Here is a 26,889-nt window from a genome sequence, read left to right on the forward strand (position 1 = left end):
TTATATGAAAGGCTACAAATTTAATCTACAAAAGCTTTTAGATATAAGAAAAGATAGGGAAGAACAGTGTAAAATCCAATTTCAAAATGCACAAAAATTGAAAATAGATATTGAAAATAAGTTGATGAGCCTAAAAGATAGCTATAGAAAGTATAGTTCCGAGATAACAGAGGAATCAATAATTGGTAGAAAAATAAGACATCAATATTTAATAAATGTAAGCCACAATATAGAACTTACCACTGAGGAGCTAAAGAAAAGAGAAGAAGAAGTAGAAAAGGTAAGAATTAGCTTAAAACAAAAGCAAATTGAAAGAAAAACTGTAGAAACCTTAAGAGAAAAAGACAAAAGTGCATTTATAAAAGAACAAAATCTATTAGAACAAAAGGCAAATGATGAATTTGCATTGTATGGATTTATAAGAAATCTTGAAAGGAGGTGAAAAAGATGATAAAAGGAGTTAACGAAATAGCTTTTAATAATGAAGCTAACATAAAACTTAGGGAAAGTAAAAATGAAAAGTACAATGGTTTTGATAAATTTGTTAAAAAGTATTCTAAAAATAAAAGTGAATCAAATATTTCAAAAGACAAGGTAACTTATGAAAAAGATAATAAATCTTTAAAATCAACTAAAGAAAACTCACTGCAAGTAAAAGATTCAGAAATAAAAGACATTGATATAAAAGAATCTTTAAAAAATACTAATGAACAAATATATTTATTGATACAAAATCTTTTCTTTCAAAACATTCCAGAGAATTTAGAAGACCTTTTAAAAAATGGAAATGAATTAGAAGGTTTTGTTGAAAAACTAATATTGAATGTAGTTGAAGATGAAGATTTTAAAGAAGTTTTAAATGGAATTAACATAAAGGATTTAGGATTAGAAGAAAAAATAAATAAAGAAGAATTTAAAGAAACCTTAAAACAGATTTTACAAATCCCTAAAGGTGAGGAAGAGCCACTAAATAAAATAAAAACTACAATCTCTTCATTAATTAAAGAAGAGATATTACCTAAAAAAGAAGTAAATTTAAATAATGAATTTGCTGATAAGAACACTATGGTAAATATTAACAATAAAGCTGAAACAAAAACAGAAGATTTCTCTAAAAGTTCTAGTGATGAATCCTTTAGTAAAGAAGATTCAGAGGAGAATGTACTTAAAAACATTTTAGGTGATAAGGAAGACAACAAGTTTTCAAAAACAATAAATTTTATGAATCAATTTAATAAAATATCTAATGTTGAAAATCTAGACTTAGAAAATATAGAAAATATAGTGGTTAATAAAGAAACTTTAAATGGAGATGTTATAAAAGTTGTAAAGTACATGGAAGTTAATGACATAAAAAATCTGACAGTAAAAATTAATCCAAAGGAATTAGGGGAAATGGTTATAAAAATAACCATGGAAAATGGAAAGATGAAAGCAAATATTACAGCTAATAATAAAGAAGCTTTTAATTTATTAAATGCTAATCTACAAGATATTACAGATAAACTTCAAAAGGGTGCTGTGAAAATAGAAAATTTCTCATTGAATCTTTATGAAGACACTACTTTCTTTAGTAATGATAAGGACAAAAGTAGAGAAGGATTTAAAGAAAACAATAAAAACAGCGTAAAAGAAAATTTAAAGCTTCAAAATGACGTAATAGAAGATACAAATGATGTAGAGGATTTAAGTAATATAAGTATATTAGCATAGGAGGTGTAAATATGAGTGATGCAATAGATTCTATACTTTCTAAAAAACCCGTTACAGGAAACTATACAGATAGGGGAACTAAAATTGTAAGACCTGGTGAGGAATTAGATAAAAATGCATTTTTAAGAATACTTGCAGCAGAGCTATCACATCAAGATCCTTTAAGTGCAAAGGACGGAACAGAATTTGTAACTCAAATGGCTCAATTTACAAGTATAGAGCAAATGTCTAATTTAAATAATACTATGAGATTTGCTGGAGCTACATCCCTTATTGGGAAATATGCTATGGTGAATAATACAGATACATATGGAAATTTATATCATGGTGTAATTACAGGAGTTTCCAGAGATAAAGGAAGTATAAAAATAAACATGGTAGTAGGAGAAGGTAAAGATAAGGATGGAAAACCTAGACCAATAGTAGAGAAGTTTAATTTAGATGATATAATCGAACTTATAGATATACCAGAGGTTTCCGAAGATAAAAAATCCACAGAGTCTACAAATCCTAAGGAAGAAAATAAGGTTGTGTAAACCATGGGATATAGAGTAATAAACGGTAAAATTCATTTTATAGAAGGTTTTAAAGGATATGCCAATACTCAATCTAATAAATCCACTGAAAGTTTAAAAAAAACTAGCTTTGATGATGTATTAAAAAAAGAAATTAATAAAGAAGATACCTTTGTACTTTCAAACCATGCCCATGAAAGATTAAGAGAAAGAAATATAGTTTTAAATCAGCAGGATATGAAAAAGGTAAATGAAGGAATAAACATGGGAGAAAAAAAAGGCTGCAAAGAAATTGTAATTCTTTATAAAGACATAGCACTAGTTACTAATATAAAGAATAGAACAGTAATTACTGCCATGGCAAAAGATGAAAGCAAAGGAAATGTGTTTACCAATATAGATGGAATGGTTATTTTATAGGCAGGACTTTTAAAGATGCCTAAGCTTTGTGGAATGATAGAAGCAGAGCAAAATAAATTATTTGAAAATAATGGAGGGCTTTATATGTTAAGATCAATGTTTTCAGGTATTAGTGGGTTAAAAGCTAACCAAACTAAGCTTGATGTAATAGGAAATAATATAGCTAACGTAAATACTACAGCTTTTAAAAACCAAAGAATAAGATTCCAAGATGTTTTAAGCCAAAACTTAAAGTTTGGTACAGGAGCCTCAGCTAATGTAGGGGGAACTAACCCAAGCCAAGTAGGATTAGGAGTAGAAGTTGCAGGAATAGACACTGTAGTAAGCCAAGGTAATATGCAACCTACAGGAAGAAACCTAGACTTCGCAGTAGATGGAGATGGATATTTTGTAGTAGCAAGAGGTAAACAAGAGGGAAAAATTGAAATTGAGAAAGACGATGAAGCAAAAAAAGGAGAAGTTAAAGCAAGTGACGGATTAGAAGTGCACTATACAAGAGATGGTTCCTTTGGATTAGATGATTTTGGACAATTATTAACTTCAGATGGATATAGAGTTTTAGGTTATGTTCCTAAAGGAACGACAATAAAATATGCTGATGGAAAACCAGTTTTAGAAGTAAATCCAAAAGAACAAGAAGGTGGGGCGAAAGTAGAAGAGAATGATTTAAAACCATTAGCAATACCAGATAAGGTTATATATAACGGGGCAGGTAAAGATCATGGTAAGGCTATGACAATAAAAAATTTTTCTGTGGATAAAAATGGTGCAATAAATGCAGTACTTGCAAATAATGAAGTAGTAACCATAGGGCAAATTGGTATGGCAGATTTTAAAAATTCAGCAGGACTATATAAAGAAGGTAAAAATTTGTATTCAGGAACTGCAAGTTCTGGAGATGCTATATATAGACTCGGAACTGATCCTACTAATGATAAGAGTAACGAAAAAGGCTATGGAGATATAATACAAGGTAGACTAGAAATGTCTAATGTAGACTTAGCAGAGCAATTTACAGAAATGATAGTTGCTAGCAGAGCTTTCCAAGCTAACGGTAAGATAATAACTACTGGAGACGAAATTTTACAAGACTTAGTTAATTTAAAAAGATAGCTTTATTTAATGAATAAGTAACAATGAACTTAATTAATGAATAACCAACAATGAATAATGAACAATTGAGGAGGATTTTCTTCTGTTTCACTACAGAAAAACTTTAATCTTATTGGATTAGATAGATGGTTATTCCATGGAGTAGTTCCTTCAGCAAAGCTGAACATCAAGATCTTATACAATTAAAAACTTTTCGTAATGCTAATGGAGAAAAGTTATCCAAAGTTGTTCATTATTCATTATTCATTGTTCACTAATTAATGACCCCCGGGGGTCATTAACAAAAATGGGGGGAGAGCTAAGATGATACATTTAACAGGACTTGATAATAAAGACTTTGTTTTAAATGCAGATCACATAGAAAAATTACAATCAGTTCCTGAAACAGTTATAACCCTAACCAATGGAAAAAAGTATCTTGTAAAGGAAGAGATTGACGATATAATTAGTAGGGTTTTAAAGTATAAAAGAGAAATTTATACTTTACATAATGAATATAATGCGGGAGGCAACTAGAAAATGAAGAGAAGAGACGTATTAACAGCTATAGGAATTGTAGTAGGATTTCTTATGATGGTTTGGGCTATGGCTATGGTAACTATAACTGAATATAATGTAGGACAACTAAAACTTTTTTGGGACATATCATCTATTATAATAACGGTAGGTGGATCTTTATGTGCTATGCTTGTTAACTACCCTCTTCATCAATTTAAGAAATTAATGAAGATAACAATACAAGCTTTTAAGGAAAATGAAAAGTCTGGTATAGATATAATAAATCAATTTATTGATCTATCAAGAAAAGCAAGACGTGAAGGGCTTCTTTCCTTAGAAGATGAGATAAGTGGTATAAATGATGATTTCTTAAAGAAAGGTCTTCAAATGGTAGTTGATGGTATAGAACCTGAAACAATACAAGATATAATGGATCTTGAAATAGGTGAAATGGAAAGAAGACATGGAGAAGGAGTGGACATGCTAAAAGCATGGGGAGCATATGCACCAGCTTTTGGTATGGCAGGTACACTAATAGGACTTATTCAAATGCTTGGTAACTTAAATGAATCTGGTCAAATAGCTTCTGGTATGTCAAAAGCTTTGATTACCACATTATATGGTTCATTAATGGCAAATATAGTTTTTAATCCTATGGCTGCAAATTTATCACTTAAAAGTCAGCAGGAAATTGCAGTAAGGGAAATGATGTTAGAAGGTATACTTGCTATTCAATCTGGAGTAAACCCAAGAATTGTAGAAGAAAAATTAATATCTTATTTATCACCAGAAGAAAGACAAAAATATGCAATGAGACCACTAAGTGGCGAAGGGGTGTCAGAGAATGTCTAGAAGGAAGAGGGGAAAAGGCGAAGGAGTTAATGGAGAAGGATGGCTACAAACCTATGCAGATACCGTTACCTTACTTTTAACATTTTTCGTACTTCTATATTCTTTTTCAAGTGTAGATGCACAGAAGTTTAAACAGATTTCTACTGCCTTTCAAAGTGTATTATCTGGACAAAATGGAGAAACTGTTTTTGATTTTAATATGAAAAATGGAGATATTCCTCTAGTTGGAGAAACAACACAAATGGGTTCAGCCACTGGAGGAAAAGAAAATGAATTATATGATAAGGTGAAAAGTGCGGTTCAAAAGAGTAATTTACAGGAATCTGTAAAAATAAAAAGTGACGCAAGAGGAGTTTTATTAGAATTAGATGATAGTATTTTATTTGAAATAGCTCAAGCAGATATTAAACAAAATAGTTTACCTATATTAGATAAAATAAACAAAATTATATCAACTTTACCTAATAGTGTTATGGTAGAAGGTCACACAGATAATGTTCCCATAAAAAATTATAAATATGATTCAAACTGGGAACTATCTACGCAAAGGGCAGTAAATGTATTAAGATATTTTGTAGAAACTAAAAAACAAAACCCACAAAGATTTACAGCGGCAGGATATGGAGAATTTAAACCAATTCATCCTAATGATACTTTAGAAAATAGGTCTAAAAATAGAAGGGTTACAATTGTTATTGTTTCTATAGATAGGGAGGGACTTAAAAAATGATAGAAAACAGCACAGAAAGAGGAAGTAAATTAAAAATAGTTATTGCAGTAATTACATTACTGGTACTTGTAGGTGGTGGAACCTATGGAGGATACTACTTATCGCAAAGAGAAAAAAAGGTTGGGAGCAACATACAACAACCTAATAATCAACAAGTGACTAATAGCGTAAATATTAATGAAAACAGTGGTTATGTAAGAAATATTGTTCCTTCTAATAGCTTTGAAGCAGGGGAATTTCTTGTGAATTTATCTGACGAAGAGGGTAGAAGATTTGTAAAAACTAGAATTCATTTAGGATACGAAAATAAAAGATTAGCTAAGGAATTAGAAAAAAAGAAACCTATAATATTAGATACTATAAATAGTGTTCTAAGAAGTAAGAAATCCACTGATTTTAATGAAAAAGGTGTAGATAAAATAAAATTAGAAATATTAAATAGAGTAAACACTGCCTTTCAAAATGGAAGATGCGAAACTGTATACTTTACTGAATTAATTATTCAATAGAGTATAGGAGGATGAAGGTTTTATTATGGCAATATTAGGATTTGAGGTACAGTACATATATACTTTAATAAAAATAATACTATTTTTACCAATAATTTTGTTTCTAATATATGTTTTTGCAAAGTATGGAGGAAGTAGTCTACAAAAGATTCAAAAGGGAAGATATATGTCTGTACTAGATAGATTGCCACTATCAAAGGATAATGCTTTGTTAATTGTTAAAATTGGAGAAAAGGTGTATCTTGTAGCCTCTTCTCAAGGAAAAGTAGAGGTTATAGAGGAACTTAATTATGAAGAAGTAGAAAAAATTGAAAAAACTCGAGAAATTAAGGAATACACCTCTGTAAAAGAATTTTATTCAAAATTAATAAATAAAAAGGAAGATTAGAGTATGGAGAATAAAAGTAGCAGTAAAAGAAAAACATTCCTAGTTATAGGTATAGTTTTTTTATTAACCTTACTATGTTTTCAACAAAAAGCACTGGCAGCACCAGGACAAATACCTATACCTAGGATAAACATATCACCAGGAGATGGAGGAGATCCTAAAACCTATGTAGATAACTTGAAATTATTTTTAATGATTACTGCTTTATCTATATTACCATCTTTTATAGTAATGATGACAAGTTTCGTAAGAATATCAGTAGTTTTTGGCTTTTTAAGAAATGCCATGGGAACGCAGCAATCTCCACCTAATCAAGTCTTAGTAGGACTTGCTCTCTTTTTAACTATATTTATTATGACGCCAGTTTATCAAATTATTAATAAAGAAGCTATACAACCCTTTGTAAAAAGTGAAATAAATCAAGAGCAGGCCTTTGAAACTGGATCTAAGCCTTTAAGGGAATTTATGCTAAAACAAACTAGGGAAAAGGACTTAAAACTATTTGTAGAGATTTCAAATATAGACAAAAATATCACAAAAGAAAATGTACCTCTTTATGTAGTGGTTCCTTCTTTTATCATAAGTGAGTTAAAAACAGCTTTTCAAATAGGGTTTTTATTATACATACCATTTTTAGTTATAGATTTAGTGGTAGCCAGCGTTTTAATGTCTATGGGTATGTTTATGTTACCACCGGTAATGGTATCTTTACCCTTTAAGTTATTACTATTTGTAATGGTAGATGGATGGCATTTACTTATAAAGTCTTTAATAATGAGTTTTAAATGAGGTGGGGAATAAATGAGTGAAAATATGATTATGGGAGTAATGAGGGATGCTATAAGTACAGGGCTTTTGGTTTCAGCACCAATACTTATATCAGCAATAGTTGTAGGGCTTTTAATTAGTATTTTACAAGCTACCACCCAGATTCAAGAACAAACCTTAACTTTTGTTCCAAAACTCATTACTGTAGCCTTAGTAGGACTATTTACAGGAAACTGGATGCTACATAATTTAGTAGGTCTTACTAATAGGATTTTTGAACTTATTGCAAATATTGTCAAATAGATTAAAAGTAGGTGTTATATATGATGGATGTAGCTTTTTTTACAGCAGTGATTATGGTTTTTTTAAGACTTATTGGATTTTTTACAGTAACACCTGTATTTTTTCCTAAGGGAACTCCTGCAATTTTAAAAGTAGCATTTACACTAATTCTTTCGTACATGTTAGTACCAGGAATAGATTACTCCCAAATTTCAAACATAAATAATACCATGGTTTTTATAACCAATTGTTCAAGTGAAATTATAACAGGACTAGCCTTAGGTTTTATGACACAACTTTGTTTTATGGCCATTAGGCTTGGAGGAAATTACATGGATATTCAAGTAGGTTTCTCTATGGTATCTATGTTAGATCCAAATACCAGCAGTAATTCAACATTAATTGAGAGATTACTTTACTGGACAGGACTTATACTATTTTTTATGGTGGATGGGCATCATATGCTCATAACACAATTAATAGATAGTTTTAATGCAGTAACCATTGGAAGATTTATTTTAAACCAAGAAACCGCCAGTATTATAATAGAAGTTTTTATACAATTTTTTATTATGGGATTGAAAATAGCAATACCTATTGTATTGATAATTATAATTGCAGAATTGACTTTAGGACTTGTAGGAAGAGCAGTACCACAGCTAAATGTAATGATATTAGGACTTCCATTAAAAATAATTGTAGGTCTTGCAACCCTAATATTAGCTATGCCAATAATATTTAAATTAATAGCTACGGGATTTTCAAATATCCCTGAAGCTTTTAAGGGGTTTTTTAGGGGAGTACCACCAATATTATTTATCTTTGCATCAGAGGATAAAACGGAAGAGGCCACTCCTCATAAATTGCAGGAAGCTAGAAAAAAGGGACAGGTAGCAAAAAGTAAAGAGGTTGGGTTAGCATTTACTTTGCTTATGAGTACTTTAGTTATAAGTTTTTTAGGGCAGTATGCAATAGAAAATTTACAAAATGTCATGACTGCCTTTTTAAAAGATTTTATGGGAATGGAGCTAAATTATAAAAATTTATTTTATATATCTTTAACCATTGTGATGAGATCAGCATTGATTATACTACCTTTAATTATACCTATAATGATAATGGGGATATTTGCAAATTTTATACAAACAGGATTCATTTTTACAAAAGAAACTCTAAAGCCAGATATTAAAAAATTAAATCCTGTAAATGGATTTAAAAAGATATTCTCCACAAGAACCTTAGTGGAGCTTGTAAAAGATTTAGCCCTTGTAAATGTAGTGGGCTATGTAGGATATAGATTTTTAAAGAAAAACTATATAGAAATTTTAAACTTAAATAATTTAAGATTTCCCATTATGCTAAAAGCTTTTAAAGGCATAGCTGTTAAAGCATTTTTTAATATAACTCTTGTTATGATTTTCATAGCTGTTGGAGACTTTATATTTCAAAAGAAAAAATATAAAAAGGATATGAAAATGAGTAAACAAGAAGTGAAAGAAGAGTTTAAACAACAAGAAGGAGATCCACAAATCAAGGGTAAAATAAGACAAAAGCAAAGAGAAATGGCCATGAGAAGAATGATGCAAAGTGTGCCAGATGCCACAGTAGTAATAACAAATCCTACTCATATAGCAGTAGCCTTAAAATATGAAGAAGGAAAAGGACAGGCACCAATGCTTGTTGCTAAAGGAGCAGACTATGTGGCATATAAAATAAAGGAAAAGGCTAAAGAAAGTAAAGTTCCTATTATTGAAAATAGACCTTTGGCTAGAATGATATATGAAAAGGTTGAATTAGAAGAAGAGATACCTGTGGAAATGTATGAAGCAGTAGCAGAGATTTTGGCTTTTGTATTTAAATTCAATAAGTAAAAGTGTTTAACTTTAAGGATGGTGTTTTTATTGGAAGGTACAAGGAATAAATTAAACTTAAAAAATAATCTAGATGTGATTGTTTCCTTAGGTATTATAGGAATTGTAATGATGATAATAATTCCTATATCTACCGGAACAATGGATATATTATTAGCTATGAATATAACCATATCTGTGGTAATTATTTTAATGACTATGTTTACTACAGATGTTTTGCAGTTTTCATCCTTTCCAACATTACTTTTAATAACTACTTTGTTTAGATTGTCATTAAATGTATCTTCCACAAGACTTATATTAGGTGATGCCGATGCAGGAGGCATAATAGAAGCTTTTGGAAACTTTGTTGTAGGAGGAAACTATGTTGTAGGTATTATAATATTTTTAATTATTGTAATAATTCAATTTATAGTTATAACTAATGGTGCATCTAGAGTAGCAGAAGTTTCTGCAAGATTTACATTAGATGCAATGCCAGGAAAACAAATGAGTATAGATGCAGATTTAAACTCAGGACTTATAGATGAAAATGGTGCAAGAGATAGAAGAAAAAAGCTTCAAGATGAAGCTAACTTTTATGGAGCCATGGACGGGGCATCTAAATTTGTAAAAGGTGATGCTATAGCAGGACTTATAATAACCTTTATAAATATTGTAGGTGGAATAATTATAGGAGTTATGATGCATGGTCTATCAGCTTCAGAATCTGCTCAACTTTTTACAAGACTTACAGTAGGAGATGGACTTGTAAGCCAAATTCCAGCCCTATTAATATCTACAGCTTCTGGTATATTGGTTACACGTTCTGGAAGTGATGAAAACTTAGGTTCCGTTGTAAGTAAACAGCTTACAACATTCCCTAAGGTTATAGCTATGGCATCTGCCATATTATTCTTTTTATTTTTAGTTCCAGGACTACCATCATTACCTTTTTTCATCTTGTCAGCAGCTAGTGGTATAGCAGCATATTTCCTATATAAAGATGAAAAGGAAAAGATAATAGAGCAAATAGAATATGAGCAACAGGAAATAACAGAAATAGAAAGCAGAGAACCAGAAAATGTAATGAATTTAATAAATGTAGAACCTATGGAAATAGAAATAGGATATGGACTTATTCCATTGGCAGATGAAGGTTCTGGAGGAGATTTACTTCAAAGAATAACTTCTGTAAGAAGACAATGTGCCATAGAAATGGGAATAGTAGTACAACCCATTAGAATAAGGGACAATCTACAATTAAAAACCAATGAATATGTTATAAAAATAAGAAGCACTGTAGTGGCTAAGGGAGAGCTTATGGCTAATATGCTACTTTGTATGGATCCTAGTAATGGAGAGTATGAAATAGAAGGAATTAGAACTATAGAACCTACTTTTGGACTTCCAGCAGTTTGGATAAATAATGATCAAAGAGAAGATGCAGAAATAAAAGGACTTACAGTGGTAGACCCAACTACGGTATTAATAACTCATTTAACTGAAACCATAAAGAATCATTCACATGAATTGGTAGGAAGACAAGAAGTAAAACTTATAATAGATTCACTTAAGGAAAAATACAGTGCTGTAGTAGAAGAATTAATACCAGATTTAATGACTGTAGGAGAAATACAAAAAATATTACAAAACTTATTAAAAGAAAGAGTTTCTATAAAGGATATGGTTACAATACTTGAATCTCTAGCAGATAATTCAAGAACTACAAAGGACTTAGAACTTCTTACGGAGTATGTTAGATTTTCTTTAAGTAGAAACATATGTGAATCCTTAATAGATGAAAAAGGTGGCATAACTGTAATGACACTGGCTCCTGAAGTAGAGGAACTTATAGGAAATAATATTCAAAAATCTATGCAAGGCTCCTTCCCTGCAATAGATCCAGATACTACTGGAAAAATATTATCTTCATTAAAGGAAAATATGGATAAAGTGTTCTTTTATGAGGGGCAACCAGCTATATTGGTTTCTCCAAATGTAAGACCAGCATTTAGAAAATTAACAGAAATGGTTTTTCCTAGTTTAGCTGTTTTATCTATAAATGAAATTCCAAATGATGTGGATATTAAAGCAGAAGGAGTTGTAAGTATATAAAATGATTATAAAAAGATATGTGGTAAATGACATGAATGAAGCAATGACTAGAATAAGATACGAATTAGGAAAAGATGCAGTAATAATAAGTCAGCGAAAGATTAGAAGGTCAGGAATAAGTGGCTTTTTTAAAAAGAAAGTTCTTGAAGTTACCGCAACTACTGAAAGCTCTCATGATAGTAAAGAAGCAGAAAACTATAATGCTGTAAAACAGTTATTAGAAAATAGTATAGATAGAAAAAAAGAGAGACCAGTAGAAAATACTTTAGATAATTTTAACGGGGATAAAAGGATATTAAAAGAGATAGAAGAAATGAAAAACGCTTTTACTTCTTTTGTAGATAATACTTATAAAGGAAATATAGAAGAAGAGAGACAAGAAATAAAAGAGATAAAAAGTATATTAAAAGATAATGATATATCCGAAGATATTATAGAAAAAATACTAGATGAATTAAATGAAGTAGAAAATATAACAGAAGCTTTAGAAAAGACAAAGGAATTTATAGAAGATAGAGTTAGAGTATCTTCAGAGGATTTAAAGGGTGCCGTAGTTTTAGTAGGACCTACAGGAGTTGGAAAGACTACAACTATTGCAAAACTTGCAGGAAGACTTTCATTAGTAGAGAAAAAGAAAGTGGGATTAATTACTGTGGATACCTATAGAATAGGAGCAGTAGAACAGTTAAAGACCTATGCAGATATTATGAAAATACCCTTTAAAGTTGTATTTTCTATAAAGGATATGGAAGATGCCATAGAAGATATGAAAAACTGCGAAGTAATTTTAGTTGATACTACAGGAAGAAGCTCTAAGAATGTAATGCAAATTTCAGAACTTAGAGCCTTTATAGAAAAAGTAAATAGTGAAAACATACATTTAGTTATAAGTTCCACCACAAAAAATAAGGATATAGATAGTATAGTAGAAGGATACAAAACACTAGGGTATAAAAGTGTTATTATTACCAAATTAGATGAAACTACTACCTATGGTTCTATTTTAAATATAGCAAATAGCACAAAAAAACCTATAAGCTTTATAACTACTGGTCAAAATGTTCCAGAGGACATAAGATTAGTAACTCCAAAGGAGATAACTGGCTTAATACTAGGAGAGGATAATATATGTTAGATCAGGCTGCATCCTTAAGAAAGCTAGTAGCTCAGAAGAATAATGATCTGAAAGATTTAGAAGAAGAAAAAAAACCAAAAATACTTACTGTAACTTCTGGAAAAGGCGGAGTAGGAAAAAGTAATTTCGTTGTAAACCTATCTATTGCACTTCAAAAAAGAGGAAAGAAAGTTCTTGTTTTAGATACGGATATAGGTATGGCAAATGATGATATATTAATGGGTTTCTTTCCAAAATATGATATAGGGCATGTTTTATTTCATAATATGCCGCTAGAAGAGGTAATAATAGAAGGGCCTTTTGGGGTTAAGCTTTTACCAGGTGGTTCTGGTATGACTAAACTAAACGAAATTACAGAAGAGATAAGAGAAAATTTTATTGGAAAAATAAGTGCTTTAAGAGATTTAGACTTCATAATTATAGATACAGGTGCAGGAGCTGATGATCGAGTTTTAAGATTTATATCTTGTAGTGAAGATTTAATACTCCTTACAACTCCTGAACCCACAGCTTTGACAGATGCTTATAGTTTATTAAAATTAGTAAGCTATTTTAAGATAAAAAGTAATGCCAAAGTAGTTGTAAATAAGGCTTTAAACTATAAAGAAGCTTTAAATACCTTTAATAAATTTAATAATACTTCTAATAAATTTTTAAGTATTGATTTGGAATTTTTAGGGTATATAATGGAAGATAGGAAAGTTATAGAAGCTGTGAGAAAACAAAGTCCTTTTATATTAAGTTTTCCAAATTCTTATGCTGCAAAGAGCATAGAGAATGTAGCTGACTTTTTAATAAAAGATAGAAGCCATAGAAAAGAAAAAACTAAGGACATAAGTATACAAAGCTTTTTTAAGAAAATGTTTAATGCTTTTAAGGCTTAATTATTACAGTGGTGGGGTGGATAATTATGAAGTCAATAAAAGAATTTAATGTTAATGGAAGAATTGAAATATTAATGGATGATGGGGTATACAAAAGTAATATACAAGATATAAATAAAGAGTATATAGCCATAAGTATACCAGTAAAAGATGGAGGATATCTTCCTTTAAGATTAGAAGATACAGTTGAGGCTGTATATTATAATAAAAATAAATTATATAAATTTTACACCATAGTATCAGGTAGAAAAGTAGATGACAGGGTTATGATGGTACTTTTAAAACATCCAGATAAAATATCTAAAGTACAGAGAAGAAATTTTGTAAGAGTGCCATTTACTGTAGAAGTATTATGTGCACTTTTAGAGAAAAATCAGAGCATAAAAAATATTACAGATAACCAATTTGAATTTTTTCATGGACATACAGTAGACATTAGTGGCGGAGGTATAAAATTGTCTACAGAAAAGGAGTTACAACTAGGAGAACTTTTAATTATAACCATACCAATAAAGGACGAGAATATATCTATAAAAGGAAAAATAATAAGAAAAGAAAAAATAAATGAGTTTGTATACGGAGTTGCCTTTGAAGATGTAGATAATAAAACTGTAGAAAAAATAGTGTCCTTACTGTTTCAAATAATGAGAAAACATAGAAAAACCGGGATGAAGGAGAGATAAAATATGTCCATAGCTGAAGAATGTGATGTCAAGGAAGGATTAGTTAAAAAATATATTCCCCTTGTAAAATATATAGCATCTAGGGTTATTATAGGAAAAACAAAGTATATAGATTATGATGACTTAGTAGGCTATGGTATGCTTGGTCTTATGGATGCTATGCAGAAATTTGATCCATCTAAGGGAATGAAGTTCTCTACCTATGCATCTATAAGAATAAGGGGTTCAATGATAGATGAATTAAGGAGAATAAGCCCTATATCCAAAAGTGCCATGGATAAACTTAATAGATACAATGAGGCAGTAGAAAAGCTACAAATGAAGAATTTTAAAGAACCAAAATTAGAAGAAGTAGCAAAGGAATTAGATATGTCTTTAAAAGAAGTGGCTCAAATAGAAAATTATATAAATTACATATCCATAGTATCCTTAGAGGATTTTATATTTTCTGATGAAGAGGATATGTCTTTAATGGCTACTGTAGTTGATAAAAATAGTCCAAGCCCTGAAAAGATTTTAGAAGAAAAAGAGTTAATTGAGTATTTAGAAAAAGCTATAAATAAATTAAAAGAAAGAGATAGAATAGTTTTGTCTTTATATTATTATGAAAGGCTTACATTAAAAGAGATAGGAAAGGTTTTAGATGTTTCGGAATCTAGAGTATGTCAATTACATAGTAGAGCTATTGTCCATTTGAGAAGTGAATTAAAAAAACTAAAAATCATAAATTAAGGGGTAATTTTCTATGCAATTTGTTTTATTATCTATAGGAATAATACTTATAGTGTTAAATATTAGTGCTATAAAAAAAGACAAAAATCCTAAGAATGAAAATTTTAGTGAAAATTTAAATATAGCTCATGATAATATGGATAAAAATGAAGCTGAAATTATGAAGATGAGAAAAGAAATGGGAGAAACCTTTTATAGTATTCAAGAAGAAATTGAAGACTTAAAACAACAAATAAAAGGATTGGAAACAAAGATTATTAATAATAATTTTAAAGAATCTATAAAGAAAAGCATAGATATCTTAGATGAAAAAGAAATTATACTGCCAAAAGTGGAATATACAAATTCCAATAATATAAAGATGGAAGAGGTAAAAAAGCTAATAGATAAGGGAAAGAATATAGATGAAATATGCGAAATTTTAAATATGGGCAAGGGGGAGGTACTATTAATAAAGGATTTATATCTAGATTAAAAGAATCTATTTCTTTTTTTTATGACAGAAGATTATTATTAGGAATTGGTATAGGCCTAGTTATGGGCATAATATCCATGATGGGAGTTAAAATTAATTATAATTTAAGTGATTATGAAATAGAAAAAAGAGCACGTTCCATGGGAATGAAGTATCCACAAGAAGTAAAAGTTATTATAAATAAGGATGTGAAGAAAAAATGATAAGAGGATTATATACTGCCGTATCTGGCATGATTACTGAAGAAGCTAAACAAAATGTTGTAACAAATAATTTAGCAAATGTAACTACACCAGGGTTTAAATCTGATAATTTATCAGTTAAGCAATTTGATGATGTACTTTTATATAATTATGATAAAAAAGTTGGTAATAAAAATGTAAGACATGATCTTGGGGGACTTTCTATGGGAAGCAAGATAGATGAAGTAAATACATATTTCCAACAGGGTATGTTAGAAAAAACAGATAGAGCTACAGATTTTGCAATACAGGGCAAAGGTTTCTTTGTAGTAGAAAGAGAAGGACAAGGAGGCAATGAAAGATTATATACAAGAAATGGTCACTTTTATGTAAATAATAGAGGATTTTTGGTAAATGATAGTGGGTACAATGTAATAGGTAGAAATAATGATACAGGAGCAGTAGAGCCTATTAGATTAAATACAGAAAATTTTACTTTGACAAAAGAGGGAAACATATTAGTAGATGGTAATACTACATACACACTTCAAGTAGCTGATTTTCAGAATTATAACGATTTAAGAAAGGTAGGACATGATGCCTACACAGGAAACAATGCTGTAAACTCTACAGATTATATTGTAAAACAAAATACTTTAGAAAAATCCAATGTAAATACAATAAGAGAAATGATTGAAATGATGACAGTTATGAGAACTTTTGAAACCAATCAAAAAATTATACAATCTATAGATGATACCTTAGGGAAAGCTGTAAATGAGATAGGAAATGTTAGATAGAAAGGCAAGGGGGAGTAATAATGCTTAGAGTACTTTGGTCTGGAAGAAGTGCCATGTATGCCCAACAGGAAAAATTAGATGCTATATCTAATAATATAGCAAATGTAAATACTGAAGGATATAAAAGACAGGATGTTTCCTTTCAAGATTTAATGAATGAAACACTTGATAGAAGGGGATATCCTGTAAATGAAGAGGGAAATAGAAATTTAATACATGGAACTGGTGTAAAAACAGGTCCTTGGATAAGAGATAATACTCAGGGAACCCTTAATAACACAGGTTCTAGTACAGACTTTGCCATAGATGGTAATGGATATTTTAAAGTATTTTCAAATGACAAAGAATATTATATAAGAGCAGGAAATTTCAATTTAGACAATAAAGGAAATTTAGTAGATAAGAATGGAAACATACTAGAAATAGATAGAAATATAGAAAATATAATAGATGAAGATGAAGAGTATGATTTTGACGATGATTACTATGACGATTATGAGGACTATGATGATGATTTTGGTGAGGTACAAAGAAGAACTCCATTAATTAAAGATAATTTTTATGTAGAAAAAGATGGACGTGTTTATTTAAAAGATGCTAAAAAGCCAAGATTAATAGGTAAAATAAATGTTTATGATGCAGTAGGAGAAAATGCTTTTATATCTGTAAGTGACAATTTATACAAACCAGTACAAGGTGTAAATCCAGAGGCTGTAAATTCAGATGTATTACAAGGATATGTAGAAAGATCTAATGTTAGAATGGAAAAAGAAATGTCAGATATGATAGTATCTCAAAGAGCATTTGAATTTAGCTCAAGAGCTGTTAAAGCAGCAGATGAGATGTGGGGTATGATAAACAATTTAAGAGGACGTTAAGCCTTTAGTTAATGAATAATAAACAAATTACCTTGATTTGTTTATTATTCATTATTCATTGTTCATTGATTAAAAAACTCTTCACTGTTAGTTTTCCTTAACTAACAGTGAAGAGTTTTTTAATCAATGAGTTCTTCTAAGCTAACTCTTTTAAATTTTATGTTAAAAGCTTCTTCTTCTATGGGATTAAAAGGGTCTTCATAAATATCATCGAAATTATAATTATAGTTTAATCCCATATTCATATTTGAACAAGGTCTCCTCATCATAGGACAAAGAAATGATGGGTTAAATATACAGTGATTATCATACATATTATTCCTCCTAAAAATAAATAGTTAGCAAATTAACCACTACTAGTATATGAAGTTAGGAGGAATAAGTTTACTAAATTAAAGATAAAGTTTTATAAATCAGAAGCGGCAGTAGATAATGGTGGAATAATTTGTTTTTTTCTAGACATAACATTAGGTAAGTAAACAGAATTATCCTTTAATTCTACTCCAAAGGCTTTATTAACTAAATATTTTTCTTTTCCTACTGCAAGGATTTTAGAACCGTCTTTTAATAGGTCAGTAACCATTAAAATAAGTAAATTAAACTTTTCTTTAGAAGTTTTATCTTCCATATAAGATATCATATCATCTTTTATGGAATTAAAACCTTCTATATCCATAGTATTTATTTGACCTACTCCTACTTTTATAGAACTTATATTAAAGATTTTAAAATCTTGATTAAATATTTCATCTATACTTTTACCTTTTAAGGAAGAGCCTTCTTTAAACATTTGTTCAGCAAAATCTTCTACATCTAATGCTGCAATTTCTGCAAGTCTTTTTAATATATATTTATCTGTATTTGTAGATGTAGGTGATTTAAGTAAAAGGGTATCTGATATTATAGCAGCACATAGTATTCCAGCTATTTGTTTTGAAGGTACTATACCATTTTCAAAATACATAGATGCTATTATAGTAGCAGTACAACCAACAGGTTCATTTCTAAAATATATAGGAGAGCCTGTTTGAATATCTGCAATTCTGTGATGGTCTATAATTGCTATTAATTCTGCATCTTCAAGTCCTGGTACAGATTGACTTCGTTCATTATGATCTACTAAAATAACTTTCTTTTTATTTTTAGATATTAAATGATATCTGGATATACTTCCTAAAACTTTTTTATCGTTATCTACTACAGGATAACTTCTGTATCTTGTTTCTAACATTATGTCTCTAATTTCATCTACTAAATCATCATGATGAAATACAACTAAATCATCTTTGGTCATTATGTAATCAACAGGTACACTTTGAGGAAGCAATCTAGAAGTTGTATATGTATCATAAGGTGTAGTTATTATAGCGCAATTAGCCTTTTTAGCTTTATCTATTATTTTTTTAGATACTTCATGTTTACCAGTTATAATCATTAAAGATGCCTTTAAATTTATGATAAGTTCTTGAGTATCTTCTCTATCACCACATATTACAATGTCACCTTCTTCTATTAGGTCACAAGCACTTTCAGGTTGCATAGCAGCAACTACTATTTTACCTTTAAAATTGCTTGATGTAATATCACCATGAATACATTTAGCTGAAAGGGTTTCTAATATGTTATTTAAAGTAGTTTTACTTTTAGATAATATGTTATTATTCCATATATCCATATATGTAGAAGTAATATTTGATAGTGAAGCAAGACCTACTAATTGATCATTATTCCCTACAACAGGTAGAGTTTTTAAATTGTTTTTTTGCATAATGGACCATGCCATTTTTAATGAAATGTCTGGAGATATAGGTGCTACATTATCTATATTTAAATCTTGTATTTGAGCCTTTATAGTTTCCATAAATTCAGGCTCTTCTACTTTAAAATAATCTAGTACAAATTTTGTTTCCCTGCTTATTTCTCCAAGTCTTATGGGGATTGCAGGAGTTTCTCCTGTTTTGTTTTTTAATTCTGCGTATGCTATAGCAGAACATATAGAATCCGTATCTGGGTTTCTGTGTCCAGAAATATAAATTATGTCTTTCAAAATAAATCCTCCTTGAAATAATTAAAGTCTTTATAATTTTTATATGCTTATTAATCATAGCAAAAAAAACAAAAAAGTTAAAGTGATAATTATTCCTTGTTCATTAAATGAAAGTTTGTGCATATATTTTAACAGTGAATAAAGTTTAGGGGGTGTTAATTTGTCTATTGAAAAAGAAATATTAGAAATAGGATTAAGTACGAGAGAGGCCAATAGTAGGCTTAAGAAATATGGCTTAAATACCTTGAAGGAAAAAGAAAAAATATCTCCTGTTAAAATTTTTTTAGAACAATTTAATGATGTGATAATTTGGGTCCTCATAGTAGCAACTATACTATCAGGGCTCATGGGAGAAAAGGCAGATGCAATAACTATTTTTGTCATAATAGTTATAAATGGAAGCTTAGGCTTTATACAGGAGTATAAAACTGAAAAATCATTAGAATCTTTAAAGAATATGGCTGCACCTACAGCTAAAGTAATGAGAGATGGAAAAATAAAAGTTATAAATGCTATGGAACTGGTTATTGGAGATGTAATCTTAATAGAAAGTGGAGATAGGGTTCCAGCAGATTCTATTATATTAGATAATTATTCTCTTATGCTAGATGAATCTTTACTAACTGGAGAATCTGTAGGTGTTAATAAAAATGGAAAGGGCAAAAATAAAGATATTTACATGGGAACCATAGTTTTAAAAGGAAAAGCTATGGCAAAAATTATGGCAACAGGTATGAATACTGAAATGGGTAAAATAGCAGGTATGTTAGATAACATAGAAAAGGATAAATCTCCACTTAAAGAAAAACTAAATTCTCTTGGGAAGGTACTAGTTGTAATATGCCTAATTATTTGTATAGTAGTAACTGTAGTTGGCATAATGAGAGGGAATAATAAATATGAAATGTTACTTTTAGGAGTAAGTTTAGCAGTGGCAGCAATTCCAGAAGGACTACCTGCTATTGTTACAGTGTCTTTAGCACTAGGAGTATTTAGAATGCTAAAGAAGAATGCATTGGTTAGAAGATTGCCAGCCGTAGAGACCTTAGGATGTACTTCTATAATATGTAGCGATAAAACTGGAACATTAACAGAAAATAAAATGAAGGTAAAGGAAGTTTTTTATAATAATAGCTTAAAAGCTTTAGAGGAAGACAAGACTATTGAAGATAAGCTTTTTAAAAAGATTGTTACATATTGTAATGATTGTAATTTAGATTTTACTCAAAAGGATATAAATAAAGGTATTTTTGGAGACCCAACAGAAGTAGCTTTAATAAAAGCCTGCTTTAAAAATACAAAGGATGTAAAATCTATATTAGATATAGGGAAGAAAGTGTATGAGGAACCCTTTGATTCTAATAGGAAGATTATGTCCGTAGTGGTAAGAGAACAAGGAAATAATACATTATATATAAAAGGGGCTCCAGAGAGAATAATAGAAAGATGCAAATACATTCACATTAATGGAAGAATAGAGCCTTTAAAAGAAACTTACAAAAAAAATATATTAAAGGCAGTAGAAGATATGTCATTAAAAGCTTTAAGATGTATAGCAGTAGGTTATAAACTTATTGAAGGATCTAATTTTAAGGGGTCTAATTTAGAAAAAGATATTGTTTTTGTAGGAATTGGTGGAATGATAGACCCACCTAGAAAAGAAGTAGAGGACGCAGTTTATAAATGTAGAATGGCTGGAATAATGCCTGTTATGATAACTGGAGACCATAAAAATACAGCCTATGCTATAGGTAAGGAACTGGGCATAGCCAATTCTTATAAACAAGTAATAACAGGAGAAGAATTAGATAAGCTTAGTGATAAAAAACTTGAAGATATAATTGATAATATAAAAATATTTGCAAGAGTTAGTCCAAATCATAAGCTGAGAATAGTTGAAACCTTCAAAAGGGGAAATAGAGTAGTAGCAATGACTGGAGACGGCGTAAATGATGCTCCAGCAGTTAAGGAAGCAGATATTGGTATATCCATGGGAATGACTGGCACAGATGTTACAAAGGAAGCATCTTCTATGATACTTTTGGATGATAATTTTAAAACTATTGTAGACGCAGTAGAAGAGGGAAGAGTTATATATGATAATATAAGAAAGTTTATAAGATATTTACTATCCTGCAATTTGGGTGAAGTTCTAACAGTATTTTTAGCTTCTATAATGAATCTTCCAACACCGCTACTTCCTATACAAATTTTATTTGTAAATTTAGCCACAGATGGTTTACCTGCTATGGCTTTAGGAGTAGATCCTGCAGATATAGATATTATGAAACAAAAACCAAGAGGAAAGGATGAGAGTATATTTTCCAGAGGGTTAAAGGAAAAGATATTAATAAGGGGAAGTTTAATAGGTATATGTACGGTTCTTTCCTTTTACATGGCATATGCTTATAATATGGATTTAAGAACATGTAGAACCATTGCCCTAAGTACCTTAATACTATCTCAATTAATACATGTATTTGAATGTAGATCGGAAAGACATTCTATATTTGAAATAAAGTATTTAACCAATATTTATTTAATAATGGCAGTAGCTGTATCCATAGTGATGCTATTTTGCGTTATATATATTCCATTTTTTCAAAAAACCTTTCATACTTCAAGTATAAGTTTAAGTCAGTGGTTTATAGTAATATTTTTCTCAGGAATCATATCACTTATAAACAGTATATATCTTTTAATTAGAAATAGAAAAAGATAAAATAAAAAGTGCGTACATTTTTTATTGATGTACGCACTTTTTATAATGAACAAGGAACAATGAATAATTATGGTTGATTTTCTTACTTAGGTCAGAAAATCTTTACGTTTAGCTATGGCTAAACTCTTAACTCTTCACTAAAACAAGTGATGTTAACGAGTCTACAAAATAAAATTAAAGTTCTTCCGATGATAGGAGGAAGAACCTCATTAATTATTCATTTGTAACTACTTGTATCTAGTTTGTTTAACCCTTTGAACTTTTGGTTCTTCTTCAAGAGGAATTAAATCTCTTTTAGTTGTAAGATTTCTTATGTTCATTATTTCTATTTCTTCTCTATTTTCTTTTCCTTTTTTCCCTTTAAGTCCTTGTACTAACACAAAATTTCCTTGAGATAGTGGTATAAAATCTATTTTTTTAAACCATCTTTTCTTTTTATACACGCATCTTACAATATTTTTACTTCTTTCTGGTTTAACTAATAAAACCGCTGTTATTTTATGAAAAATCCAGAGAATAGTTTTTTCTTCAACTTTTACGGAAACGATGTTTCCTTGTACTTGAGATAATCTATCTCCATATTTCTTAATATAGTTTTCAGCATAGTATTTATTTAACTTATCAGTAAATCCCATATAAATAACTCCTTTGCAATATATTTATTTATGATTCCACATTGAATAAAAATTATTATATAAATTAATACATATTAATACTATGGTAATATTTAGTTTTATTATACCATAGTATCTTTATTTTTAAAATATATGAACATTAAACATTATAAGATAAAAGATTATAAAAAAGCAATAAAATTTCATAAACTTCATAAATCCGTTCCTAAAAACATATACAAAGAATATTAATATATTAATGGCTATAAAGGAGGGATCAATATGGAAGGATTTAGATTAAATAAGATTAAGTATGAGATAGATTTTAATGATGTAGATTTTCAAGAAGAAGATTGTATAGCAGAATACTACGAAACATATAAAGAAATTAAGAAAGCCTTGTCCATAGATAAAGAAGGATATAATTTGTATTTAATAGATGATTTTTCTAAGGATAAATTGAAAAATATTATCTATTTTATAAATAAAGAATTCAAAAATGTAAATCTTGAAGATATTTGTTATGTTATAAAAGAGAATATAAAAAAGCCCACACCCATAATATTATCATGGGGTAATGGAATTATTTTAAAAAAGGCTCTAAAAGATATTCAAGATAAGTATTGGAATCTAGCTAGTGAGTTTTATAATTCTTCTAAAAATGAAAAAAAAGAACAGTTTCTAGAAGAAATAGAGGATATGAAAAGTGATTTATTAGAAAAAATTATTGAAACATCTAAGGATAAAGGATTCGATATAAAGCTTTCAAAATCAGGAATTGTATTTGAGCCTTTAAAAGAAGATGGGGAGCCAATGACAGAAAAAGAATTTGAGCTTCTATCTAGAGAAAAGAGAGGGAAGATATTAGTTAAAATATCTGAATTGAAAAAAGAAGCAGAGCATTTGTTAGAGGTTCTACATGATAAAGAGGAAAAACTTTTAGAGGGCATAAAAAAGATATTTAAAGAATATTTAAATGAAAACATGAAAGATATAAAAGCTTATTATGATAACTTACTAAAAGAAGAAAGACAGGCTACTGAGTATTTGAATTATGTTTATAGCAAAATAGAAATGGATTTGGTAGAAAGTTATTCCGAAGATTATGATTTTGAAGAAGAGGATACAGCAGAAATTATATATAAATATGGAGTAAGCATAATATTAGATAATAAAGATACTGAATGTATGCCTTGCATTTATGAAGAAGATCCAAATTTAGAAAATCTTTTAGGCGCTATTGAATATGAAAACAAGAATGGAAACTATGTAACAGATATAAATATGATTAAACCAGGATCTATGCTAAGAGCAAATGGAGGATGTCTTATATTAAGAGCTAATAAACTACTAACCAATGCAGCATCCTATTATTATTTTAAAAAGACCATTATGAGTGGAAAAATAGATATGAATTACAGCAAAGGATATTTAGAAGTATTGGCTTTAAGTGGAATGCAACCAGAACCTATAAAAATTAAAGAAAAAGTAATTTTAATTGGAGACTTTGAAACCTATGATATATTATATAATCACGATGAAGATTTTAGGAAAATATTCAAAATAAGAGGACAATATGACCCTATTGTAAATATCAACAAAAAAAGTAAGTCTTCTTTAATAAGTAGTATAGATGATATCTGCAAAAAAAATAATTTAAAGCCTGTAAAAGAGGGTGGTATTTTTGAAATAGCTAAAGCTCTTTCTAGAAAGGCTGAAGATAGAAGAAAGTTTTATTTTAAATTAGAAGAGTTAGAGAAGATCTTAGTAATGGCAAATAATAGAGCTGTAGAAGAAAATAAGGATTTTATAGATGGAGAAGAAGTTGTATCAGGATTTTATAAGGAAGATATGTTAGAAGATAAAATAATTGAAGAATTTAAGGATGGGAAAATTTATATGAATCTAAAAGGGAATGCCATAGGAGAGATAAATGGACTTACAGTTTTAGATGCAGGATATTTAAGTTTTGGCAAGCCTGTTAAAATAACCTGTAATTGCTATAATGGTAGCGGTAATATTATAGATGTACAAAAGGATAGTAATTTGAGTGGGAAAATTCATAATAAAGCTATTAATATATTAAAAGGATATATTAATGATACTTTTGGAAGATATTCAAGATTACCTGTAGATTTTCATATAAGCTTTGAACAGGTTTACGGAAAAATAGATGGAGATAGTGCATCCGTTGCCGAGGTAATATCCATAATTTCTGCTATAAGTAGAATAGGCATAAAAAGAAATATTGCAGTAACAGGCTCTATAAATCAAAAGGGAGAAGTTCAGCCCATAGGTGGAGTTAATGAAAAAATAGAAGGTTTTTTTAATGTTTGCAAAAATCTAGATACTGTAAAAAATAAAGGAGTGGCAATTCCCTATTCCAATAGAGACAATTTAGTATTAAATAGAGAAGTAGAAGAAGAAGTGGAAAATGGTAATTTTAGGATATATCTTATGAAAACAGTAGAAGATGCAGTGGAAATTTTTATGTGTAATGAAAAAGTTACTTGTAAAGATGTATTTGAAGAAGCGAATAGAGAACTTAAAAAATATTATAGAAGAAAGTAGTTCTTGATTAAAAATTTAAAAAGGAATGCTTTTGGCATTCCTTTTGTACTATCTAAAAAAAGGATTACTCCTTTTTCATTGAAAAAAAATTAGGAGTAGAGTATAATTTTAGAAGGAATTAACTAAAGTTTATGAAAGGATTGTGTACATATATGAAACTAGGAATTGTTGGACTACCTAATGTAGGTAAAAGTACTCTATTTAATGCAATTACAAGTGCAGGAGCTGAAGCGGCAAACTATCCATTTTGTACCATAGAACCTAATGTAGGTGTGGTTACTGTGCCAGATAAAAGGTTAGATGTTTTAGAAAAAATGTATAATACGAAAAGAAAGCTTTATGCAACTATAGAGTTTTATGATATAGCAGGTCTTGTAAAAGGGGCGAGTAAAGGTGAAGGACTAGGAAATAAGTTTCTTTCTCATATAAGAGAAGTTGAATCCATAGTTCATGTGGTTAGATGTTTTGATGATGGAAATGTAGTTCATGTAGAAGGTAATGTAGACCCTGTTAGGGATATAGAAACTATAAATCTTGAACTTATACTATCCGATATTGAGGCACTACAAAGAAGAATGGAAAGAACAACTAAAGCTTTTAGAAGTGGAGATAAAAATGCTAAATTAGAAATGGAGCTAATGGAAAAATTAAAAGCCCATTTAGAAGCAGAAAAGCCAGTTAGAACTTTTGATGCTACAGAAGACGAAAAAGAGATAATAAAAGGACTATTTCTTATTACTTCTAAACCAGTTTTATATGTTTGTAATTTATCAGAAGAAGACTTAATTTCTGGTAATTTAGAAAATGAATATGTAAAAAAGGTAAAGGAATATGCTAAGGGCGAAGAAGCTGAAGTAGTAGCTATAAGTGCAAAAATTGAAGAAGAACTATCTACTTTAGAAGAAGAAGAAAAGCTTGAAATGCTTAAAGAATACGGCATAGAAGAACCAGGGCTTTATAAATTAATACAAGCAAGTTATAAATTATTGGGTTTAATAAGCTATTTAACAGCAGGAGTTCAAGAAGTAAGAGCTTGGACGATAAAAGAAGGAACTAAAGCACCAGGAGCAGCAGGGAAAATCCATACAGATTTTGAAAGAGGATTTATAAGAGCAGAAGTAGTTTCTTATGATGAATTAGTAGAGTGTGGTTCAGAAGCTGCAGCAAAGGAAAAAGGATGCTATAGATTAGAAGGAAAAGAATATGTAGTAAAAGATGGAGACGTTATATTATTTAGATTCAACGTTTAGAATAAAAGTGCTCTGCACTTTTATTCAGTGAATAACTAAGGAGGTTCTTCCTCCTAACGTCAGAAGAACTTTAATTTTATTAGATAAGATAGATAGTTGTTCATTGTTTACTTAAGATGACTCTCGGGGGTCATAAATAAATTGTAAATAGAAATCAGGT

28 protein-coding genes are annotated in these 26,889 nt (G+C 29.4%); 25 read left to right on the forward strand and 3 right to left on the reverse strand.

The annotated features are described in order from the left end of the window. Positions 1-4 precede the first annotated feature (4 nt). From fliJ to B5D21_RS01675, 22 genes are all read left to right on the forward strand, one after another. On the forward strand, positions 5-442 hold the full coding sequence (gene fliJ / locus B5D21_RS01570) for a flagellar export protein FliJ (protein WP_011099868.1): 438 nt from the start codon (positions 5-7) through the stop codon (positions 440-442). Between the two features lie 5 nt (positions 443-447). Continuing rightward, complete coding sequence (locus tag B5D21_RS01575; RefSeq protein WP_052042382.1) at positions 448-1,713, forward strand: flagellar hook-length control protein FliK; 1,266 nt, start codon at positions 448-450, stop codon at positions 1,711-1,713. 11 nt (positions 1,714-1,724) lie between these two features. Next, positions 1,725-2,249: a flagellar hook assembly protein FlgD gene (locus B5D21_RS01580; protein ID WP_011099866.1), complete on the forward strand. Its 525-nt coding sequence runs from the start codon at positions 1,725-1,727 to the stop codon at positions 2,247-2,249. A 3-nt stretch (positions 2,250-2,252) separates the two neighbouring features. Further along, entirely contained in the window at positions 2,253-2,648 is a 396-nt protein-coding gene (locus B5D21_RS01585) for a TIGR02530 family flagellar biosynthesis protein (protein WP_011099865.1), read from the forward strand. Positions 2,649-2,732: 84 nt separating this feature from the next. After that, on the forward strand, positions 2,733-3,761 hold the full coding sequence (locus B5D21_RS01590) for a flagellar hook-basal body complex protein (protein WP_035110386.1): 1,029 nt from the start codon (positions 2,733-2,735) through the stop codon (positions 3,759-3,761). A 303-nt stretch (positions 3,762-4,064) separates the two neighbouring features. Further along, positions 4,065-4,277, forward strand: coding sequence for a flagellar FlbD family protein (locus tag B5D21_RS01595; protein ID WP_035125098.1), 213 nt, complete (start codon positions 4,065-4,067; stop codon positions 4,275-4,277). A gap of 3 nt (positions 4,278-4,280) precedes the next feature. Next, positions 4,281-5,111: a motility protein A gene (locus tag B5D21_RS01600; protein ID WP_011099863.1), complete on the forward strand. Its 831-nt coding sequence runs from the start codon at positions 4,281-4,283 to the stop codon at positions 5,109-5,111. Beyond that, the gene (locus B5D21_RS01605) at positions 5,104-5,841 is read left to right on the forward strand and encodes a flagellar motor protein MotB (RefSeq protein ID WP_035125101.1); all 738 of its coding nucleotides are present in this window, start codon (positions 5,104-5,106) and stop codon (positions 5,839-5,841) included. The genes B5D21_RS01600 and B5D21_RS01605 overlap by 8 nt, the downstream gene beginning before the upstream one ends. After that, positions 5,838-6,350, forward strand: a complete 513-nt coding sequence (locus B5D21_RS01610; RefSeq protein WP_011099861.1) for a flagellar basal body-associated FliL family protein — start codon at positions 5,838-5,840, stop codon at positions 6,348-6,350. Before B5D21_RS01605 ends, B5D21_RS01610 begins: the two co-directional genes overlap by 4 nt. A gap of 25 nt (positions 6,351-6,375) precedes the next feature. Continuing rightward, positions 6,376-6,738, forward strand: coding sequence for a flagellar biosynthetic protein FliO (fliO, locus tag B5D21_RS01615; protein WP_011099860.1), 363 nt, complete (start codon positions 6,376-6,378; stop codon positions 6,736-6,738). Between the two features lie 3 nt (positions 6,739-6,741). After that, positions 6,742-7,527, forward strand: coding sequence for a flagellar type III secretion system pore protein FliP (gene fliP / locus B5D21_RS01620; protein ID WP_011099859.1), 786 nt, complete (start codon positions 6,742-6,744; stop codon positions 7,525-7,527). Positions 7,528-7,539: 12 nt separating this feature from the next. Continuing rightward, positions 7,540-7,809: a flagellar biosynthesis protein FliQ gene (fliQ, locus tag B5D21_RS01625; protein ID WP_023438579.1), complete on the forward strand. Its 270-nt coding sequence runs from the start codon at positions 7,540-7,542 to the stop codon at positions 7,807-7,809. A gap of 20 nt (positions 7,810-7,829) precedes the next feature. Beyond that, entirely contained in the window at positions 7,830-9,659 is a 1,830-nt protein-coding gene (locus tag B5D21_RS01630) for a fused FliR family export protein/FlhB family type III secretion system protein (RefSeq protein ID WP_035127631.1), read from the forward strand. An 18-nt stretch (positions 9,660-9,677) separates the two neighbouring features. Further along, positions 9,678-11,756: a flagellar biosynthesis protein FlhA gene (gene flhA / locus B5D21_RS01635; protein WP_011099857.1), complete on the forward strand. Its 2,079-nt coding sequence runs from the start codon at positions 9,678-9,680 to the stop codon at positions 11,754-11,756. 1 nt (position 11,757) lies between these two features. Continuing rightward, entirely contained in the window at positions 11,758-12,891 is a 1,134-nt protein-coding gene (gene flhF, locus B5D21_RS01640; protein WP_011099856.1) for a flagellar biosynthesis GTPase FlhF, read from the forward strand. Next, complete coding sequence (locus tag B5D21_RS01645; protein WP_011099855.1) at positions 12,885-13,775, forward strand: MinD/ParA family protein; 891 nt, start codon at positions 12,885-12,887, stop codon at positions 13,773-13,775. Before flhF ends, B5D21_RS01645 begins: the two co-directional genes overlap by 7 nt. 26 nt (positions 13,776-13,801) lie before the next feature. Then, on the forward strand, positions 13,802-14,458 hold the full coding sequence (locus B5D21_RS01650; RefSeq protein ID WP_035109561.1) for a flagellar brake protein: 657 nt from the start codon (positions 13,802-13,804) through the stop codon (positions 14,456-14,458). A 3-nt stretch (positions 14,459-14,461) separates the two neighbouring features. Continuing rightward, positions 14,462-15,190: a FliA/WhiG family RNA polymerase sigma factor gene (locus tag B5D21_RS01655; RefSeq protein ID WP_011099853.1), complete on the forward strand. Its 729-nt coding sequence runs from the start codon at positions 14,462-14,464 to the stop codon at positions 15,188-15,190. A gap of 13 nt (positions 15,191-15,203) precedes the next feature. Next, complete coding sequence (locus B5D21_RS01660; protein ID WP_011099852.1) at positions 15,204-15,665, forward strand: hypothetical protein; 462 nt, start codon at positions 15,204-15,206, stop codon at positions 15,663-15,665. Between the two features lie 80 nt (positions 15,666-15,745). Then, on the forward strand, positions 15,746-15,868 hold the full coding sequence (locus B5D21_RS14350; protein WP_274542375.1) for a hypothetical protein: 123 nt from the start codon (positions 15,746-15,748) through the stop codon (positions 15,866-15,868). Further along, entirely contained in the window at positions 15,865-16,647 is a 783-nt protein-coding gene (locus B5D21_RS01670) for a flagellar basal-body rod protein FlgG (protein ID WP_011099851.1), read from the forward strand. The genes B5D21_RS14350 and B5D21_RS01670 overlap by 4 nt, the downstream gene beginning before the upstream one ends. 20 nt (positions 16,648-16,667) lie before the next feature. After that, the gene (locus tag B5D21_RS01675; protein ID WP_011099850.1) at positions 16,668-17,525 is read left to right on the forward strand and encodes a flagellar basal-body rod protein FlgG; all 858 of its coding nucleotides are present in this window, start codon (positions 16,668-16,670) and stop codon (positions 17,523-17,525) included. 119 nt (positions 17,526-17,644) lie between these two features. Here B5D21_RS01675 and B5D21_RS01680 read toward each other — a convergent pair whose 3' ends face one another. Continuing rightward, complete coding sequence (locus B5D21_RS01680; RefSeq protein ID WP_035109570.1) at positions 17,645-17,839, reverse strand: hypothetical protein; 195 nt, start codon at positions 17,837-17,839, stop codon at positions 17,645-17,647. A 92-nt stretch (positions 17,840-17,931) separates the two neighbouring features. After that, the gene (locus B5D21_RS01685; protein ID WP_011099849.1) at positions 17,932-19,572 is read right to left on the reverse strand and encodes a putative manganese-dependent inorganic diphosphatase; all 1,641 of its coding nucleotides are present in this window, start codon (positions 19,570-19,572) and stop codon (positions 17,932-17,934) included. A gap of 160 nt (positions 19,573-19,732) precedes the next feature. On the opposite strand from B5D21_RS01685, the gene B5D21_RS01690 reads away from it, so the two are divergent. Further along, positions 19,733-22,294: a calcium-translocating P-type ATPase, SERCA-type gene (locus tag B5D21_RS01690; protein WP_035125104.1), complete on the forward strand. Its 2,562-nt coding sequence runs from the start codon at positions 19,733-19,735 to the stop codon at positions 22,292-22,294. Positions 22,295-22,521: 227 nt separating this feature from the next. On the opposite strand, the gene B5D21_RS01695 is transcribed toward B5D21_RS01690, so the two are convergent. Further along, positions 22,522-22,929, reverse strand: a complete 408-nt coding sequence (locus tag B5D21_RS01695) for a hypothetical protein (RefSeq protein ID WP_011099846.1) — start codon at positions 22,927-22,929, stop codon at positions 22,522-22,524. A 261-nt stretch (positions 22,930-23,190) separates the two neighbouring features. On the opposite strand from B5D21_RS01695, the gene B5D21_RS01700 reads away from it, so the two are divergent. Then, on the forward strand, positions 23,191-25,479 hold the full coding sequence (locus tag B5D21_RS01700) for an AAA family ATPase (RefSeq protein ID WP_011099845.1): 2,289 nt from the start codon (positions 23,191-23,193) through the stop codon (positions 25,477-25,479). A 152-nt stretch (positions 25,480-25,631) separates the two neighbouring features. Continuing rightward, the gene (ychF, locus tag B5D21_RS01705) at positions 25,632-26,729 is read left to right on the forward strand and encodes a redox-regulated ATPase YchF (protein ID WP_035125230.1); all 1,098 of its coding nucleotides are present in this window, start codon (positions 25,632-25,634) and stop codon (positions 26,727-26,729) included. Positions 26,730-26,889: the final 160 nt, after the last annotated feature.

Source organism: Clostridium tetani, assembly GCF_900167265.1.
Classification (GTDB): Bacteria; Bacillota; Clostridia; order Clostridiales; family Clostridiaceae; genus Clostridium_G; species Clostridium_G tetani.